The following is a 19041-nucleotide window of genomic DNA, read 5'->3' on the forward strand; positions in this document are numbered from 1 at the left end:
TGCTCGGCTTCGACGTCGACCCGCACGACGAGAGCCGGGTGGTGGGGGGCTCGGGGGGAAGCGGGGGGAGCCTTGGCCGTATTACGGGCCGCGGACGCCGCATATTCCGATTCGGCACAACTTTCGGTGGCCGGAGAAACCTGGTGTGCCTCCGCATATTCCGGGGGCGGATCTCACGCCGGTGCCACCCGAGCCGCCGGTGCCGCCCAAGCCACCCAAGCCGCCGGTGCCGCCCAAACCGCCCAAACCTCCTGTGCCACCCAAGCCGCCTGAGCCGCCGACACCGCCGCCGCATCATCCGGGTGCGTCCGGGCCGGGGTGTGATCAGCACGAGCACTGCAAGCATGACGATTGTTCGTGTGGGCATGGCAAGCACGACCACTGCTCGCATGAGCATTGCGACCGTGACCATTGTTCGGGCGGCCATGACGATTGTTCGTGTGAGCGTTGCAAGCACGGTCATTGCCCACACGAGCACGGTGTGCATGGTCATTGTTCATGCGAGCACGGCGAGCACGATGATTGCCAGCACGAGCACGGCGAGCACGATGATTGCCAGCACGAGCACGGCGAGCACGATGATTGTCGGCACGAGCACGGCAAGCATGAGCATTGTCAGCACGAGCATGGCGAGCACGAGCATTGTCAGCACGACCACTGTCCGCATGATTCGAAGCCGTGTCCGGAGTGTCCGGCGCAGGGGACGGGGTCTCCGGATGTGCCGTTCCTGCCGTCGCTACCGAGCTCGCCGAATCTGCCTGGCATGCCGGATGTTCCGGGTTCGGGCGGTGGCTCGCAGCCGTCGGAAGGCGCTGTGCCGCAGGGACTTCCGCGACCGGGATCCGAGATGCCGGGTGGCAAGGGCGCCCCGGGGGTCGGCGATCGGCCCGAGTATCCGAGCCTGCCGGGGACGGGCAGTTTCGGCCCCCCGGACATGTCACTGCCCGACCGATCCGGCATCCACAACGGCGCAAACGGCCTCGACGGCCCGAATTCACCTTCCCAGCAAGGTGATTCGAACGGCGCCCAGTACCCGGGACCGCCAGGCCTCCCCGGCCTGCCGGGCGCAGCCCCGCGCGGCTCGGACTCCTCGCGCAAACGCAAGAACTACATCCCCCGCGTCGGCAGCGGCATCGGTCCGGGCAACGGGCACGGGAACGGCACCGAGATCTACGTCCGGTCGCACACGGGGTGGGGGGAGAGCGCGGCGTTCGATCCGGCCACGGGTGTGCTGCGGCCGGTCGAGCTGGCGCTGGGCGGTCTCGCGGGTGTCTACGGCGACCTCGGTGGCACGCCGATCGTGTTCTACCGCAACGGAAACGGGCTCGCCCTGCACGTGAACACGCGCGGTATCGATCTCGACTCGCCGGATGTCGCCACGCACTGGCAGCGCATCGATTCGCTCCGGACCCGGTTCGCGGTCGCGGTGGGCGGCGTCGTGGTCTGCGATCTGTACTATCCGTCCGCACCGGACGAGACGGATCTGGGGCTGCTCATCCGTGACGTGCTGGCCGATCCGGACCGGCGCGGTCAGATCTTCGCGCGATGAGTGCGGAGTCGCGCGCGGGCAGCGCCTACCACCACGATCGCGGGCGCAGCCGGTTGGCCAGATCGATCAGCGCGTACCGCTGCAACCGGCGCGGGGTGGCGTGGGCGATTTGACGAAGGGCCAGTTCGATTCCCACGCGCAACGCCTCGTCGGAATACCGCAGCCCCAGGATCGTCGCATCCGGTTCGGGAGGCGGTCCGCCGCGTCGCAACCAGTCCAGCGCGGCGCTCATCACCAGCACCCGCATCTGTTGCAGGCGCGGCTCGTCGGGCAGTCCGCGCAGTTGGGCGGCGGCTTCGTCGAGGTCCTCGCGGGTCAGCTCGTCGGCCGGTTGCGTCACCAGCAGCAGGCATGCGGTCATCCGGGCCACGTCGTGGTGGCGCGAGGATTCGGGCATCTGCCGCAACGTGTCCACGGCGGCGGGATGATCCTTCGCCTCGGCCAGGCAGCGCGCCAATCCGAAAGCGGCACTGGCGATTCCGTGATTGGTCCGCCAGACGGCGCGATAGTGGTCGGTCGCGGCGCGCGCCCAGCGATCGGAATCCGCGTGCTCGGATTCGAGCAGCAGTTCGGCGGTCGCGGCCAGCGCCAGCAGCGGCGCGGATTCGCCGGGCAGCATATCGGCGACGAGATCGAAACGGGTGTAGGCCTTCTCGTAGTCCGCGTCGATGAGTTCGGCGACCGCGCCGTACCATTCGATGCGCCAGTCGACCAGGTATCCGGCGCGCAGCCCGTCCAGTTTCGACCGCGCGTATTGCACCTCGCCGAGATCCAGATAGGCGCGGACCTCGGTCAACGCGCCCTCCAGCTCGAAGGTGTCCGGCATGGCGATCTTGCCGGTGCGCATGTTCTCCCGGCCCTGCCGCAGCGTGTCCAACGCCCGATGCGGATCCCCGTACAGCAGCGGCGAGAGCAGATCCGCACTGGGATCCTCGCCGTCTATCAGCGGAATAGGAAGTGCCGCAGCCACTTTCGTCGCATCCAGATCGGGCGTGCGACGCACCCCGTCGACGATCACGTCGGTCTGCCGCAGCAGTGTGTCGGTGCCGAAATCCCCACGCGGAGCACTGAATACGGTGGACACCTGGGGATATTCCCGCCCGGTGTCCGCGGCCAGCACCGCGCGCAACACCCCGAGCAACTGCCGGTACAGCGCGTAGGCGGACGGAAAGCGCTGCGCCGGATCGGGATCGGTGGCCCGGTGGATCAGCCGCGCGAACGCCGGATACCGGGTGAGCACCGATTCGTCTGCGGCGGCAGGAATTCCGGGCAGCTTGTGCCCGTGCGCGTCCTTGGGCATCCGCATGGTCAGCGCGGCCAGGGTGCGCCCGACCGTGTAGATGTCCGAGGCCACCGTCGGCCCGGTGCGGGTGAATTCGGGCGCCTGGTATCCGGGCGTGCCGTACAGACTCCCGCCGGACTGCCGCGCGGCCACCGCACCGAGATCGATCAGCTTGACCTCGTCCTCGCTGACCATGATGTTGTCGGGTTTGAGATCGTTGTAGGCCAGCCCGAAAGAATGCAGATAGTCCAGCGCCGGAAGCACTTCGAGCATGTAGGCCACGGCCTCGGCGACCGGCAGGAACTCCGGGGCCCGCTCGTCCAGTTCGGTCTTGAGCGAGCGCCCGCCGACGTACTCCATCACGATGTAGCCGCACGGAATCCCGTCCGCGCCACGATGTTTGACGAAGTTGTAGATCTTCACGATCGCCGGATGCGCCATCTCGGACAGGAACTGCCGTTCGGCCAGCGCCACCACGTGCGCCTCGATGTCCAGCGGATTCTGCAAACCTTTCAGCACCACCCAGCGCCCGCTGACATTTCGGTCGCGGGCCAGGAAGATCCACCCCATCCCCCCGTAGGCCAGACAGCCGCGCACCTCGTACTGATCGGCGACCAGTTCGCCGGACGCGAGCATGGGCCGGAAGTTGAACGGGGACCCGCAGTGCGCGCAATTCCCGGCGGACGCGTCGGGCGGCCCGGAATCCGAGGTCGGTTCGGCCGCGCTCTCCTCCGAGCGCCCGACCGGCTGCTGACATTTCCAACAGAACCGCTTGTCCTCGGGCACCTGCGGATCGCGCAGCACCGCGGCGGTCGGATCGACCGGATTCACCCGCGGCAGGCTCACCAGCCCGACCCCCACCCGCCGCACCCCGGGCCGCGAACGCTGTTCGGTATCGGACTCGACCGGAACCGAATCCTCCTGTCCCTCCCAGGAACTGGGCTGGGTGACCACCGCGCGCCGGGTCGCCCACCGATAGGACGACGTATCGGCGGCCTCGCGGAGCTGGCGCGTCAACCACGGGGGTGGACCCGGTCGGCCGGTCGGGCTGGAATTCTCGGCCATTCGCCTTCTTCGGAACCTAGGACCTCGCACTGACCCGGAAACCCCACCGCTCCGCAGCCGGAGTGATCCGTACTGCGGAGCGGCGGGGACCGGTCCCGGCGGTGTTCCGGTGATCACCGGAACCGACGGGTATCAGTGCGATTGTGCCTCATCATCCGAGCTCGCGCTGGGAGTGGAGAGCTTGTCCTCCCGGTGCTCGAGCGGACGCTCGGCCAGCACCGGGAACTGCCCGGTGTAACCGACCCGTGCGTTCGCCAGCTCCAGGACCCGCTTGCGGGTCAGGAACCAGCCGCCGATCAGCAGCGGCGCCACGATCACGACCATGGCCAGCACCGCACCCCACTGCGTGACATCGCCGCTGCACAGCATGATGATCACGACCACCGCGAGGAAGATCAGCGCGGAGATGCTGGTGTACGGAGCGCCGAACAGCCGGAACGACGGCCGCGAGGCCTTGCCCGCCTTGGCCCACCGCCACAGCTGCAACTGGCACAGCAGGATCGCGGTCCAGGCGAACATGGTGCCCAGCGCGGACACGTTCATCACGATGGAGAACGCCTTCTCCGGGACGACCGCGTTGAGCCCGACACCGATCAGCGCGACACAGCCGGTGGCCAGGATGCCGACGTAGGGCACGCCCCGCGAGGACATCTTCGAACCGATCTTCGGCGCGCTGCCGTTCATCGACATCGACCGGATGATGCGACCGGTCGAGTACAGACCCGCGTTGAGGCTGGAGAACGCCGCCGTGAGCACGACCAGGTTCATCGCCGTACCGGCGCCGTCGATGCCCAGCTTGGAGAAGAAGGTCACGAACGGGCTGACGTGCGGATCGAACGCCTTGAACGGGATCAGCAACGACAGCAGCACCAGCGAGCCGACGTAGAACAGGGCGATGCGGGCGATGACCGAGTTGATCGCGCGGGGCATGATCTTCTCGGGGTTCTCGGCCTCACCGGCTGCGGTACCCACCAATTCGACTGCGGCGTAGGAGAATACGACGCCGGTGACGGACAACGCGAGTGGCCAGGTGCCGTTCGGGAACAGGCCGCCGCTGTGACTGATGACCGTCCAGCCGGTGGTGTCGCCGTCCAGCTTGAACCGCCCGGCGAGGAACACCACGCCCAGCACCAGGAATCCGACGAGCGCGACGACCTTGATGATCGCGGCCCAGAACTCCATCTCACCGAACCACTTCACCGAGATCATGTTGATGCTCAGCACGATGGCCAGCGCGATCAACGCGATCAACCACTGCGGGATGACCTTGGTGGCTCCCCAGTAGTGGACATAGGTTGCAATGGCGGTGATGTCGGCGATGCCGGTCATGCACCAGTGGAAGAAGTACATCCAGCCGACGCCGAAGGCCAGCTTCTCGCCGTAGAACTCGCGGGCGTAGGAGACGAACGAGCCGGAGGACGGGCGGTGCAGCACCAGCTCGCCGAGGGCGCGAAGTATGAAGAATACGAAGATGCCACAGACCGCGTACGCGATGAACAGGCCGGCGCCGGCCGAGTGCAGGCGTGAGCTGGCACCCAGGAACAGGCCCGTGCCGATGGCGCCGCCGATCGCGATCATCTGCAACTGACGTGGGCGAAGGGCCTTGTGATAGCCCTCGTCCTCGGCGTGCAGGGAGTGCGCCTGCGTCTCCGGAGGAGGTTGAACGGTGGTCATGTCGGACCTTTCCTGTGATGCCAATCATACCGCTGTGTGGTGTAACGTACCGCTGATAAATGGCACATGCAAGAGGTAAGTTCATATGTAACGTCATGGAAACCCAAGGCTCTCACCGAAACCCGGTGGTTACGCGCACTGTGGACACGGGTTTCCATATGGTTTCCTGGAGGTATGGCTGTGGAATCGGAGTTCACGATCGACGAGTTGGCGCGCGAGGCGGGGATGACCGTGCGCACCCTGCGCGTGTACAACGAGCGCGGTTTGCTGCCTCCGCCACAGCTGAAGGGCCGCACCGGCTTCTACAGCGAGGAGCATCTGAACCGGGTCCGGATCATCAGCCGGTTGCTCGATCGCGGCATCAAGCTGAACGGGGTGCGTGATCTGCTCGAGGCGTGGGATCGCGGCGACGATCTGGCCGCGGTGCTCGGGGTCAGCGCGTCCACCGCCCCGGCGCCCGCACCCGCCAAACCGGTGCCAGTCGCGGCCGAAACCACCGTTGCCGCAACCGAACTCGCCGAACGCTACAGCGAGATCCCGAACGGCCTGGCCCGCGTGGTGGCCACCGGACTGTACGAGCCGCTGGACGCCACCACCTACCGGGTGAAGGATCCGCACCTGGTCGACATCGCCGCCCAGCTGATGAGCGCGGGCGTGCCGCCGACCCGGGTGCTCGACGAGATCGAGCGTTTGCGGGACGATTGCGACCACATCGCCCGGCAGTTCGTGGACATGTTCGAGCGGACCGCGGTGCGCGATTTCCGGCGCTCGGATCGCAAGTCCCAGGACGTCGCCGAACTGGTCGGGCACCTGTCGATGACGCGCTCGATGCCCGGCCGGGTCGCGGGGGATCTGATCGGGCAGTACGTGGCCCGATATCTGGAGCACATCACCCGGGAGCTGGGCGACATCCTGCCCGACGGGATGTGAACCGCGCCGCGCCCCGCACAACGACGTGTGAGCCGCGCGATCGAACTGCACGCGAGGCACGAACCGCTACTGGGACGAGTTCTTCTCGTTCTGCTCGAAGGTGTTCGCCGAGTCCCGCAGGTTGTTCGCGTTGTCGGCGAAGACGGTCACCAACTGCGAGAGGGTGTTGAACATCCCGTCGCGATTGGTGATGTAACCCTTCTCGCCCTCGGCGAACTTCTTGCCGTTCTTGTCGTCGCCCCAGGGTGCGCCCTTCGCGGCGCTGGCGCCCTGCAACTTGTCCAGAATCGCCTTGGTGGTGGCGGAGACGCCCTCGAACTCCGTGGCTGACTTGCGCAGTCCCTCGGGATTCAGCTCTACCGATTCGGCCATGGGGTCCTCACCTTCACTTCTCGATCAGTGGTCTCGATCAGTCGTCGTCGGATACCGACCAGGGCTGGGCCCGGTCCGGCCGCTCCTGCTTGCGCACCGCGGGCGAATCGAACGACGCGCGTTCGGGTTCGGGCACCTTGGCCGACAGATCCGGCAGGTCCGCGACGATCGAGGACAGGCTCGGCAGCCGGGAGCGGGTCTTGCGGATCGGCGCGATCAGTTCGTCGGCCTTCTTGGCGACCGCGGCCGCGGCGTCCTGCGCGGCCTCCAGCACCGCCGTGGCGATCTCGTCGTAGTCCAGATCATCGATGTCGTCGGCGAAGACGATGTCGATGGGCACCCCGTCGGCGTTGCAGGTCACCTCGACCCGGTTCTCCGAGGCGGTGGCGCTGGCGACGAGTTCGGTGCGCTGGCGCTGGGCGTCGGCGATCGAGCGCATGTGGGTGTTGACCGTATCCAGCAGATCGGCGAGATCGGCCTTGGCTCTCTCGTTGCTCACGACAGCCCTTCTCCTGGTGCACCGACGGCGAGATCTCCGCGCACGGAAACTCCTCCGAGTTTACCGTGTATTCGCCACGGGAGCTCAGTGAAGATTGAACTCGTAAGTGGCGTAACGGGGTTGGTCGGTGCCCGCGTCCTCCCACTGGAAGGTGTGCCGCCCGATGTGGCCCAGGCGGATCCGGGTGTCGGCCATGATCCGGAATCCGCTGCGGCGGGCGCGTTCACAGAACGCGTACTCCGCGCTCATGTACCAGTGCTCGGTGCCCTCGGGCAGCACCATCGGCAGGAAGTACGGCACCGTGATGCGATCGAACTGCTTGTTGCACACCGGAAGTTCCTCGTGCACGATCATCTGCTCGTAGACCGTGCGCTGGGTGTAGCAGAAGCCCATCGACGCGTACCGGATCTCCAGCAGGCCGCCGCCCTCGCCGAAGATGATCTTCGGGGTGTCGGGCAGCAGTTTGCAGGCGAGCTCGCGCCGCGCCTTGCGCGGATAGATCCCGGTCACCACCGGAAGATCGTGCTCGCGCAACATGTCCACCGCGTTCGCGTCGAAACCGATGTCCGAATCGATCCACATCAGCGCCTCGTAGTCGTCCATCAGCGCGTCGGTGGCCAGCTGACTGCGGCCCTGATCGATCGCGGCGTACCGCGGCACGGCGCGCACGGGATAGCCGCGCGCCTCCAATTGTGCCAGGCCCCTGGCACATTCGGGCTCCAGGTAGCCGCCGATCGGAACTATGACGACGCAGCGGGACGGGTCCATCGAAGTTCACTTCCTCGTCGAGATGTGCGCGCGGATCAGAAGTTGAAGGTGAAGCTGGCGAACCGCTCCTGGGAGCTGCCCGCGTCCTCCCACCCGTAGGTCCGCCGCCCGATGTGGCCCAGCCGGATCTTGGTGTCGGCGATGATGTCGTATCCACAGCGGCGGGCGCGCTCGCAGAACGCGAAATCCTCACCGAGATACCAGAAGTCCTCGCCCACCGGCACCGCCATCGGCAGGAAGTACGGCACCACCGGACGCCCGAAATGCTTGTTGCAGGTGGGCAATTGCTCGTGTTCCTGGATCTCGTCGTAGAGGCGCCGGCGGGTGTGCAGGAAGCCGGTCGCGCCGTATTTGATCTTGGCCAGGCCGCCGCCCTCGCCGAAGGTCAACCGCTCGGTGCCCGGTTCGAGGTGCACCACCAGTTCGCGCTGGCCCTTCTTGGTGTAGACGCCGCAGGAGATCGGCAGGTCCAGGGTGCGCAGCTGCATCACGGCCTCGACCGGGAAGGACATATCCGCGTCGATCCACATCAGTTCCTCGAACCCGGCCGCCAGCGCGTCGGTGGCCATCTGGCTGCGGACCTGGTCGATACCGGACGCGCCGTACAGCCGCCACACCGGATAGCCCAGCTGCTCGAGCTTGAAAAGCGCACTGGCGCAATCGGGTTCGATGCTGTCACCGACCGGGACCAGGATCACGCAGCGCGCCGGATCCAGGCGTTCGCGGGTATCGGAGGCGACCCAGAAGGGGTCCAGTTTCGGCGGCGTCGCGGGCGGTGCGTCCGGATCGGCGGCCACCTCGCCGCGCACCCGCGGTTCGATCGGCGTCAGGTCGTGCGCGTCCAGGTAGTGCCGGTAGGCGACGATCGTCGGATTCACATCGGGCAGGTCGTCGTAGTCGTCGGTGTCCTCGAGCTCGATGAGCCGGGCGAACTGTTCGAGTTCCTCGTCGGTGGCGGGCCGCGGAATCGGGCGCGAACGGACGTTGCGCACCGACGCGCGGTCCACGACGGCGATATCGTGCTCGCCGAGCATGGTCGGCCACAGTGCGGCCAGGCCGGGTTCGGAGATCGCGCCCTGGAATTCCGGCAGACAACGATTCAGGAATTCCCGGCCGAAGCAGGGGGCCATCGGACCGATGTAATTCGTGTATCGCAGCACCTGATCGGGAACGATCCGGCTGATCTCGTGATCGACATAACTGTCGGCGGTGAGTGCGGGTTGCGCGAGTGCCAACGAGTATTCGGCACAGATTTCGAACAGCCTGTTGATCGATGCGGTATCGGTTTGCAGATCATCGTCCGGAAGCCAGACATATTCGTACTGTTCGAAGGTATCGCCCGAGGCCCGCGCCACCTCGCGCAGCACATCCCATTTCGAGCCCTCGAAATCCATCCGTACCGCGTGCGGGGTCCGGAAACGTTTCGTATCGGAACCGGTGAAACTGACGATCAGATCCCAATTCCGATCGCCCGGACCGGTCAGCCAGGACTCGTGCTGCGATATTTCGGTGGCCCGGACGATGACAAGGTTACGTCGCACAACGTCAGTATCGCATCGGTCGCCGGAGTCCGCCTGTGCGCGTGCGAGGGCGGGGCCGAGAGGAAAGTTGTCCACGAATTCGGTCACGATTTCCGTCCGGATACGGGCTGTGCGTCGTCCGGCCGCGGCAGTGCCCAGTCGGGGGCCGCTTCGGGGTCGGTGACGGTATCGGGTGCGTCGGTATCGGGTGGTGTGTCGGTATCGGATTCGATCGGCGTCGGAGATTCCGAATCGTCCTGTGCGGCAGCATCTTTCGGGGTGCTGTCCGGTCCGATCAGATCCTCCGGGGTCGGGCTGTCCGGGATCGGGGGCAGCGCGACCTTCTCGGCCGGGGGTGCGGCATTCTCCGGCTCGGCCTGCTCCTGCTTCGGCGGGTGCAGGTGATAGGTGTAGGTGTGGTAGCGGGGCGCGTCGGTACCGGCCTCCTCCCAGCTGTAGGAGTTACGGCCGATGTGCCCCAGGCGAATTCGGGTGTCGGCCATGATCGGGAAGCCGTTGCGCCGGGCCCGCTCGCAGAAGGCGAAGTCCTCACCCAGATACCAGGGATTCTCGCCATCGTCGACGACCATCGGCAGGAAGTACGGCACGGTCGGGGTGCCGAACTGCCGGTTGCAGATCGGAAGTTGTTCCGCCGCTTGGATTTTCTCGTACACCGAGCGCTTGGTGAGCAGGAATCCGGTGGCGGCGTACTTGATCTCCAGCACGCCGCCCGCCCCGCCGAACACCAGCTGTTCGGTACCCGGCAGGAAGTGCACCACCAACTCGCGGCGGCCCTTCTTGGCGTAGACGCCGCACACCACGGGCAGATCCAGGGCACGCAACCGGTTCACCGCGTCGGGTGGGAAGTCGATGTCGGCGTCGATCCACATCAACTCCTCGAACCCGGCCGCCAGCGCGTCGGTGGCCATCTGGCTGCGGGCCTGATCGATCGCCGAGGCCCCGTACAGTCGCCAGACCGTGTAGCCCTGCCGTTCGAGTTCGAAAAGTCCACGCGCGCAATCGGGTTCGATCTTGTCCGCGACCGGGACAAGTACCACGCAGCGCGCCGGATCCAGCACCGCCCGGGACGGGGCCTGCCAGGTCAGGCGGCGGCGGACCAGGCTCGCCGGTTCCGGGAATCCGGCCGGAATGCCGCGATACACCACCTGCTGCTGCCGGACCAGGCCCTTGCGGGTCATGTAGGCGTCGTACTCCTCGCGCGGATCCTCCACCCCGGCCTCGCGCACCGCCTCGTACAGCGGACCGCTGCCCTGGGCGCGGCTGTGCCGCATCGGTACCGCGTCGAGAATGGCGGTGTCGCCCTCGCCGAGCATGCTCGTCCACACGTAGTCCATACCCCAGCCGGACTGGGTCTCGGTGAACTCCCCGAGCGTGCGGCGCAGGAATTCCCGGCTCAGGCAGGGGGCCATCACTTCCGCGAAGTTGGTGAAGCGCAACGTGTATCGCGCGTCGAGCCGGGTGATCGGGTGGACGATGGAACTGTCCGGGGTCAGCGCGGGCTGGGCGAGCGAGAGCTGGTATTCGGCGCAGTAGTCGAACATCAGATTGACCGCGGCGGTGTCCGCGTCGATGTCGTCGTCCGGCAGCCAGATGTAGTCGTACTGGTCGATCAGGGTGGCCAGGCTCGCGATCAGCCGACCCAGCGGCGGCCACTTCGGGCCTTTCGCGTCGATGCGCACCACGTCGGGCACCCGGTAGCGGTCCGGGTCGTCACCGAAGTAACTGACGATCAGGTCCCAGTTCCGATCCACCGGCCCGGCCAGCCACTTCTCGTGCATCGACGTGTCGCCGGCTCGGACAATGACAAGGTTGCGTCGCACCGCGCCAGTATTACATCGTCCCCTCCGGCCTGCTCGTGGCCGTCGCCCGTGATGCCGGTCTCGGATCGCGCGCGTCGCCGCACCCGGCCGCTCCGGTGTGCCGGACGGCTCCGCGGGCGCAGTGATGTGTCCGACCTCACGTCGAGAACTGTTGGCGTTCAGTACATCTCGTCGCCACCGATGATTCGTCCGAAGTTGTCTGGAGATTTCCCCGGCATTACGCCTACCGTTGGGGTGCTCGTCACGTGACTCCGGATCGGCTGGGCAACTTCGGCATTGCGGTGCGGAATGCGGCGTGGAACGGCCATGATGAACCTCGACGACAGCAACGGTCCGGACCGTCCGGATATAGCTGAACGTGCGCCGGGGCAACGTCTCGACGTGCGGCTCAACGGGTTCGGCCGTAGCATTGATCCGTGGAGGTTGCCGATGAGCAATGAGCGACTGCAGGCCGATGCCGCGATGATGATGGAGGCGTTCGCCGAGCAGATGTCCGGCATCGCCGAGATCCAGCGCAACCGGTCCCAGCTCACGGCCACCGTCACCGCCTGCGACAAACGTATCTCGGTCACCGTCAACGCCGACGGCATTCTGATCGAAACCAAATTCGCCGACGACATCAAGGATCTGAGCTACGAGGAGATCGCCCTGGCGATGACCCAGTCGGTTCAGGCCGCGTCCGCGAAGGTGCACAAGCAGGCCCGCGATCTCATGCAGCCGCTGCGCGAGCGCAAGGAGCGCCTGCCCCGGCTGTCCGAATTACTCGATGGCGCACCGGATCTCGGCGAGATGATGCCGCTCGCTCCGCCCGCGTCGATCGCGCCGCCCGATGCCGCCGAACGTCGGCGCGAGGAGGAGCCCACGATGGTCTTCGGTGACGTCGAGGATGTCCGGCCGCGCTCGATCGTCAGCGACACGGACCGGTAGGTGCGGGTTGCGCGGGCGCGCGCGGTCAGGCGCGGAGGCGGTAGCGGAGCGTAACCACGTAGCGCCCCGCTCGTGCCGGAGTGTCTCAGCATGAGTCTTTATCTGCCGCCCGAGCTTCGTTGGCTCGGCTATGTCGCGGGCACCGAATGGCCCGATGGTGACGAGGACGCCATCTGGGCGGTCTCACAGATCTGGAAGGACACCGCGGAGGCGCTGCGCGGTGTGGTCTCGGAGATCCAGGGCGCCAAGGGCGTAGCGGTCTCGGCCTATCCGCAGGGCACCGGCGGCGAGAACATCGCGGCCATGTTCGACCAGATGCTGCAGGGTGACTCGTCGGTGGAAACCCTTGCGAAATATATGGATTCGGTCGGCGACGCCGCCTTCGACATGGGCACCCAGGTGCAGGCCGCCAAGCTCATGGTGATCATCTCGCTGATCATGCTCGCCATCGAGATCGCCTGGGCGTGGCTGTTCCCGCCGACCGCGCCCGCAGAGGAGGCCGCGGCGATCGGCGCGACCCGCGCGGTGGTCCGGTTCCTGGCCCGGATGCTCGAGGATCAGATCGTCGCGCGCGTGCTGCGGATCTTCGGCGAGAAGTTCGCGAATCTGGCCAAGGGCTGGGTCGCGCGCATCCTGGAGTCCGCGCTCATCTCCGGCGGTGTCGACGCCGCCGTGCAGCTGGGGCAGATGGCCGACGGTAAGCGAAAGAACTTCAACGCCACCGAATTCGGCACCGCGCTGGCCGGTGGCGCCGCGATGGGCGCGGTGGGCAAGGGCTTCGGCAACTTCCTGGGCAAGCAGTCCGAGAAGTTCCTCGGCAACAAGCTGGCCAATCCGTGGGTGCGCACCGGTAACAGCATGGTGATCGGCGCGACAGGCGGTGTCTTCGGCAACGCGGTGACCAACGTGGTGGCCGCGGCGATCACCGGTGACTGGAACGAGACCTTCGGCAGCGGGGCGGGCTGGGCCGGTGGTGCGATCCGCGGGGCCATCGGCGGCGGTATCGGCGGTTACCGCGGCATCATCGGAGCGCCGGGATCCAAGAGCTTCGAGATCGAATCCTTCACGCCCAAGGGCGGTTTCGAGAATTCGTTCACCCGCGGCGGGGGCGAGGACTCCCCGTCGACCATCCCGACCGGATTCCGCGGGGGTTCGGAGACCCCGCCGCCGTCGTCGAACGAATTCCGCGGCGGCAGTTCGGATTTCATGCCGGGTGGCAACTCGCGCGGTGGTTTCGGCGAGGAGCATCCGGGCAACCAGACCCCGATCACCAACGGGCGCGGTGGTTCGAACGAGTCGGTGACGCAGAACCAACCGGCCAACCAGAAGTCGACCACCCCGACCGGATCGAATCAGAGCGATCAGCGTCCGGGGTCGAATTCGACCGGTGGACAACAGAAGTCGGATCCACCGGTGAACGAGTCCGGTGGCGTCGGCGGTGGCGGCAAGAAGAACCCCTCGGAAGATCCGCTCGCGCAGTCGAATCAGAAGTCCGGCGGGGCCGACAACTCCGTCGTGCAGTCGAACCAGAAGTCGAACATCACCGACGGCCCCGCGGTACAGACGAATCCGAAGTCCGAGGTCACCGAAGGCCCTGTCGTACAGTCGAATCAGAAGGCGTCGGTCACCGAGACCCCGGTGACGCAGAAGACCGACGTCACGACCAACAACAGCAGTCAGACCCCGCAGCGCGCCGCGTCGCAGTCCTCGTCCACCAGCAGCACCTCGCAGTCCTCGCCGATCAAATCCTCCTCGTCGTCCTCGTCCTCGTCGATCGCGGGCACCGGCGACGGCACCCGGGCGCGCCCGACGCTGAAGGTGGACACCTCGGTGTCCGGCTTCTCGCTGTCCCGCGAGGGCGACGGCGACGTCAGCCCGCTGTCGGACACCTCGCCGTGGAAGTCCGAGGACCTGTCGCCGGTCAGCCCGATCACGCCCAAGGCCACCCCGGCGTTCCCGAGCACCTCGCAGCTCGGATCGGATCTGTCGACGAATTCCAGTGCGATACGGCCACTTTCGTCCGATACGAATTCGACGAGCACCCCCATCCGGGCGTCGAGTTCGCTGGGTTCGAGTACCGAGAACGGCGGCACCGGGACCCGCAATCCGATCGCGTCCTCGATCAAGACCACGGGCGGCGGCACACCGTTGCAGAGCGGTCCGCGCCCGTCGGTCGGCGTCACCGGCGACGGCACCTCCACCCCGACGCGGGTCGGCGCGACGCCGAGCACAGGTTCCTCGACCGGCAACACCGGCGGCGGCCGCCCGCTCGGCGACGGCAACTCGACCCCCCTGCGCGGTTCGAACGAGGACTCCGGCACCTCCGGCAACGGCCCGCGTGCCGGGGTCGGCGGCGGCCGGTCCGATCAGACTCCGTTGTCCCCCTACGGATCCCGGAGCGAATCCGACGGCGGCTCGCACTCCGATGCCACCCCGGGGAACAACCGCGGCGGCTCCACCGATCCGGACAACCCGACCTGGCGGCGGAACAAGGACGGCACGTTCACCGTCCGCCTGCCCGACGGCACCGAGGTCCAGGTGCAGGACGGTTTCGTCTTCGTCGGCGTGCACGGCGGCGTCGACGGCGGCGGATCCGCGGGCTCGCACAGCTTCGGCAAGGACGGTTCGGTGCGGTTCCCGAACGTCACCGTGAAGCCGAACGGCGAAACCGAGGTCAGCTCCACAGGCGGGAAGAAGACCACCTACCGCCCGGACGGCACCAAGATCGAGACCGAGCCGGGCAAGCCCACCATCGTCACCACCCCGGACGGCACCCAGCACACCGTCTCGACCGACAAGCAGAGCTGGTCCAAGGACGCCGACGGCAACACCACCGTGGTCTCCCCGGACGGCACCCGGCACACCGTCGACTCCGAGGGCAACATCACCATCACCCGTCCCGGCGAGGAGCACGGGATCTCGGTGTCCGCGGACGGCAAGACGGTGCGCTTCGTGGGCGCGGACGGCCACGAAACCGGCACTCCCGCAGGCAAACCCGGCAAGGGCGCGGGCCAGTTCGAGGAGCAGACCTTCGGCCGCCCGGACCGCACCACGCACACCACGCTGCCCGGCGGCGGGGTGCGCACCACCGGCCCGGACGGCACGACCACCACCGTGAAGCCGGACGGCACAACGGAATTCGCCTCCCCGAACGGGCACACCACGATCCACGGCCCGAACGGCGGCAAGGTCGAATTCGGACCGGACCGCCCGACGATCGTCACGCACGAGGACGGCAGCACGCACGTCGTGCAGACCGACCGCGCGAGCTGGAACAAGAACTCCGACGGCGATCTGCTGATCAGCTCGCCGGACGGCACCGCGCACCTGATGAAGTCCGACGGCGGCCCGATCCAGGTGGGGCGCGGCGGAAACGATCCGCACCGGTTCACCATCCACCCGCCCGCGCCCGCGGAGAAGCCCGGATTCCTCAGCCGGATCACCCCGGGCGCCTCGACGCCCAAGACCAGCGACCACAGCGTCGAATTCGTCGGGCAGAACGGGAAATCGGTCACCGTCGAGGCGCTGCCCAACGGGTCGGTCAAGGCCACCACCTCGGACGGCGCGACGGTCACGATCAAGCGCAACGGTTCCGCGGACTTCGTCGCCGAGGACGGCACCAAGACCGGATTCGGTTCCAGCGGAAGGGAATCGGGCTCCAAGTCGGGATGGCAGGGCAGCGGCGCCGCGTGGAACAAGAGCGGCGATGACGTCCACATCACCACGCCGGACGGCATGCACGTCACGGTCGACAAGAACAAGAACGTCATTGTCGGGCATCCCGGTGATCCCGATCGCACCATCACCGTCGACCCCGATCGCACCATCACGGTCGACCGCCCGGACACCACGACCCACGCGGTCACCCCGGACGGCACCGTGCGCACGGAAACCCCCGACGGTACGGTCAGCACCGTAAAGACCGACGGCACAACGCTTTTCGAGGAGACGAACGGCAACACCACGCTGTCCAAGCCGGACGGCACGGTGGTGCAGCGGGGCCCGGACGCCCCGACCGTGGTCTCGGTGCACGACGGCACCGAGCAGACCCTGCACGGCGACGGCGCGGTCACGGTCAAGGACGCCGACGGCGCCACGCACGTCATCGCGGACAGCTCGAATCCGTTCGGCCAGCGCCGGACCACGTTCCCGGACGGTTCGACCACGTCCTCGCCCAAGGCGCCCGAACCGTCGGGAATCATGGAGCGGATGACCGGCCCGCAGCGGCCGCCGGTGCGGCTGGACCGCCCGGACGGCACCGGGTTGCAAGTGGATTCGAAGGGCACGATCAAGGTCACCGACCCGAACGGCACCACCTTCGAGAAGGACGCCAAGGGCAAGGTCACCGTCACCGGCCCGGACGGGGAGGCGGTCAAGGGCGGCTCGTCGGTCGATTCGACGCACGGGACCGTCAAACTGTCCAACGACTCGACGCTGGAGAACACCCCGGGCGGTTTCAAGGTGTTCCACGGCGACTCGGTGTCCGAGGTCGGTAAGGGTGGAGTGAAATTCACCGACCTGCAAGGGATTTCGCGTGAGACCCGGACCGACGGCATGATCGGGATCAAGAATCCGGACGGGTCGATCCGGGAGGTCCGTTCGGACGGTTCGGTGCGCGTCACCGACAAGGACGGCAACTCCACCGGCAGCCGCCCCGACGGCACCACCTGGACCGTCGACGAACACGGCAAGGTGCATGTCAACGATGCCGACGGCGCCAAGCAGCCGCCGCGGGACCGGGACAGCCAGTACGTGCTGGGCGGCGATCTGACCACTCGGTTCCGTTCGCGCGAGGTGCTGCCCGCGCCGCCGCCCGATCCGATGGAGTACATGGCGCCGCTGGGGCCGTCGAGCATCGAGTTCATCCCGGCGCAGGATCTGGTGCCGGACCTGCCGCCGCCACCGCCGCTGGAACTGCCGCCACCGCCGCCGATCATCATCTACGAACCGCCACCGTTCCACTGGAACCCGCCGTGGACGAGCAACTGGGGTGGCGGTGGTTACGGCGGCGGTGGATACGGCGGCGGCAACCACTCCGGTCCGGATCTGTCGGCGCTGCACAGCGCCGCGCGTCGCGCTGCACAGGAGTTGGCCGGTGTCGGTGGTCAGTCGGCCGCCGCGCAGCAGGCCGCGGCCCGCATGGCCCAGGCCCAGCAGGCCGCCGCCGCTGCCCGGCACGCGGCGGATCTGGCAACGGGATTGTCGAACCAGCTGGCCGGTCTGCACGGATTGAACTCCGCGCAGCTCGCGGGCCTGTCGGGCCTGTCGAATCTGCCGGGTCTGTCGAGTCTCGGTGGGCTGGCTGGACTTTCGCCGTCGCAGCTGTCGAATCTGGCGGGCCTGTCGCATCTGTCGCCCTCGGCCCTGTCGGATCTGCTCGGTTCGGCCGGGAACCCGCTCGGGCTGTCGAATCTGCTGTCCGGACCGACCGGGGCCAACGGGCTGTCGGGGTTGAACAACATGCTCAACGGGCTCAACGGGCTGACCGGGAACAACGGCCTGTCGGGTCTCGGCGATCTGTCGAGTCTCGCGAACCAGGGAGCGCAGGGCCTGTCGAATCTGCTGAACGCGGCCAGCCCCGCCCTGGACTCGCTGCTGAAGGCGCTCACCGGGCAGAACGGGCTGCCGTCCCTGTCGGCCCCCGGACTGCTGAATGCGTTGGCGCAGAACCCGTCCGGAGCCCAGGGCACCTCGGGTGCGGGCGGATCGTCCGCGGGTACCGGTGGCGACGGCGCCGGATCGGGTACGAACGGCACCGGTTCGGGCACCGACGGCACGGGATCGTCCACGGACGGCACGGGATCGTCCACGGACGGCACGGGATCGTCCACGGACGGCACGGGATCGTCCACGGACGGCACGGGTTCGGGCACCGACGGCACGGGTTCCGGCACGGACGGCACCGGATCGTCCACGGACGGAACACATTCGGGCGCCAACGGCACCGGATCCGGCACAGACGGCACAGGTTCGGGCACAGACGGCACCGGATCATCCACGGACGGAACGGGTTCCGGTACCGACGGCACCGGCGCCTCCGGCGATCAGCAGTCGCAGTACGGTCCCGAGGCGAACAAGTCCATGGCCGACGTCACCAACGACGACGGCACCAACGGCGCCTCGCGCAACGGTCACCTCGGGTCCCTGGACGGCGGTACGGGTATACAGGATCCGACGAACCAGCACACCCCGGCCGACCGGAATCCGTTCGCCCAGGACGGATCCGACGGCCAGGGCCTGCCGGGCGGTTCGGGCATGGGCGGTTCGGGCGGCGCCGGCGGCGCGGGCGGTCCCGGCGCGACGGCCGAGTCCAAGGGACCCAAGGACCGCAACAAGAAGGACCGGAAAAAGGACGACAAGCGAAAGCGCAAGCCGCCCAAGGCGGTTCTGATGCCCTCGCCGGACGAGGAGATCGGAGGCGAGGAGCCGACCGCCGACGTGGACGTCAGTTTCACGCTGGGCGCGCCGTTGACGCCGCAGGCCGGCTCCCGCGATCCTGCCAAGCAGAAGCCGAAGGTGAGCGTCGAGACGACGGTCGCCGAGGGCGGGTCCAAGACCACCGACAGCGAACCGAGGGCCCCGGGGACGAGCACCCGGGATTCCGATTAGGGCAG

General features: G+C 67.4%; 12 protein-coding genes. 4 read left to right on the plus strand and 8 right to left on the minus strand.

All coding sequences use genetic code 11. From position 1 onward, the window contains the following. Nucleotides 1-496: 496 nt before the first annotated feature. Nucleotides 497-658, minus strand: coding sequence for a hypothetical protein (locus NRB20_RS12885; RefSeq protein ID WP_153410367.1), 162 nt, complete (start codon nt 656-658; stop codon nt 497-499). 105 nt (nt 659-763) lie between these two features. Between NRB20_RS12885 and NRB20_RS12890 the strand changes: the two genes are divergently transcribed. Then, nucleotides 764-1549 carry a hypothetical protein gene (locus NRB20_RS12890; protein WP_194289830.1) on the plus strand — a complete coding sequence of 262 codons (786 nt, stop codon included), beginning with the start codon at nt 764-766 and terminating at the stop codon, nt 1547-1549. Between the two features lie 25 nt (nt 1550-1574). On the opposite strand, the gene NRB20_RS12895 is transcribed toward NRB20_RS12890, so the two are convergent. Further along, nucleotides 1575-3896 (minus strand): serine/threonine-protein kinase, encoded by a 2322-nt coding sequence (locus NRB20_RS12895; protein ID WP_153410369.1) that lies wholly within the window; start codon nt 3894-3896, stop codon nt 1575-1577. Nucleotides 3897-4028: 132 nt separating this feature from the next. Further along, a complete protein-coding gene (locus NRB20_RS12900; RefSeq protein WP_153410370.1) occupies nt 4029-5570 on the minus strand; it encodes an amino acid permease in 1542 nt (513 codons plus the stop codon). A gap of 174 nt (nt 5571-5744) precedes the next feature. On the opposite strand from NRB20_RS12900, the gene NRB20_RS12905 reads away from it, so the two are divergent. After that, entirely contained in the window at nt 5745-6500 is a 756-nt protein-coding gene (locus NRB20_RS12905; RefSeq protein WP_153410371.1) for a MerR family transcriptional regulator, read from the plus strand. Between the two features lie 66 nt (nt 6501-6566). Here the strand turns inward: NRB20_RS12905 and NRB20_RS12910 are convergent, their stop codons facing one another. The 5 genes from NRB20_RS12910 to NRB20_RS37535 all read right to left on the minus strand — a co-directional run bounded on the left by NRB20_RS12910 (nt 6567) and on the right by NRB20_RS37535 (nt 11500). Further along, nucleotides 6567-6872 (minus strand): hypothetical protein, encoded by a 306-nt coding sequence (locus NRB20_RS12910; protein WP_153410372.1) that lies wholly within the window; start codon nt 6870-6872, stop codon nt 6567-6569. A 37-nt stretch (nt 6873-6909) separates the two neighbouring features. Next, the gene (locus NRB20_RS12915; protein ID WP_319944841.1) at nt 6910-7371 is read right to left on the minus strand and encodes a YbaB/EbfC family nucleoid-associated protein; all 462 of its coding nucleotides are present in this window, start codon (nt 7369-7371) and stop codon (nt 6910-6912) included. Nucleotides 7372-7455: 84 nt separating this feature from the next. After that, nucleotides 7456-8139, minus strand: a complete 684-nt coding sequence (locus NRB20_RS12920; RefSeq protein WP_153410373.1) for a hypothetical protein — start codon at nt 8137-8139, stop codon at nt 7456-7458. A gap of 35 nt (nt 8140-8174) precedes the next feature. After that, a complete protein-coding gene (locus NRB20_RS38050; protein WP_227833480.1) occupies nt 8175-9680 on the minus strand; it encodes a glycosyltransferase family 2 protein in 1506 nt (501 codons plus the stop codon). 83 nt (nt 9681-9763) lie between these two features. Beyond that, entirely contained in the window at nt 9764-11500 is a 1737-nt protein-coding gene (locus NRB20_RS37535) for a hypothetical protein (protein ID WP_194289831.1), read from the minus strand. A gap of 429 nt (nt 11501-11929) precedes the next feature. On the opposite strand from NRB20_RS37535, the gene NRB20_RS12935 reads away from it, so the two are divergent. Both NRB20_RS12935 and NRB20_RS12940 read left to right on the plus strand, forming a co-directional pair. Next, entirely contained in the window at nt 11930-12427 is a 498-nt protein-coding gene (locus NRB20_RS12935) for a YbaB/EbfC family nucleoid-associated protein (protein ID WP_194289832.1), read from the plus strand. 90 nt (nt 12428-12517) lie between these two features. Then, on the plus strand, nt 12518-19036 hold the full coding sequence (locus NRB20_RS12940; RefSeq protein WP_153410375.1) for a WXG100-like domain-containing protein: 6519 nt from the start codon (nt 12518-12520) through the stop codon (nt 19034-19036). Nucleotides 19037-19041: the final 5 nt, after the last annotated feature.

The sequence above is a fragment of the Nocardia macrotermitis genome, from assembly GCF_009604405.1.
GTDB classification, from domain to species: domain Bacteria; phylum Actinomycetota; class Actinomycetes; order Mycobacteriales; family Mycobacteriaceae; genus Nocardia; species Nocardia macrotermitis.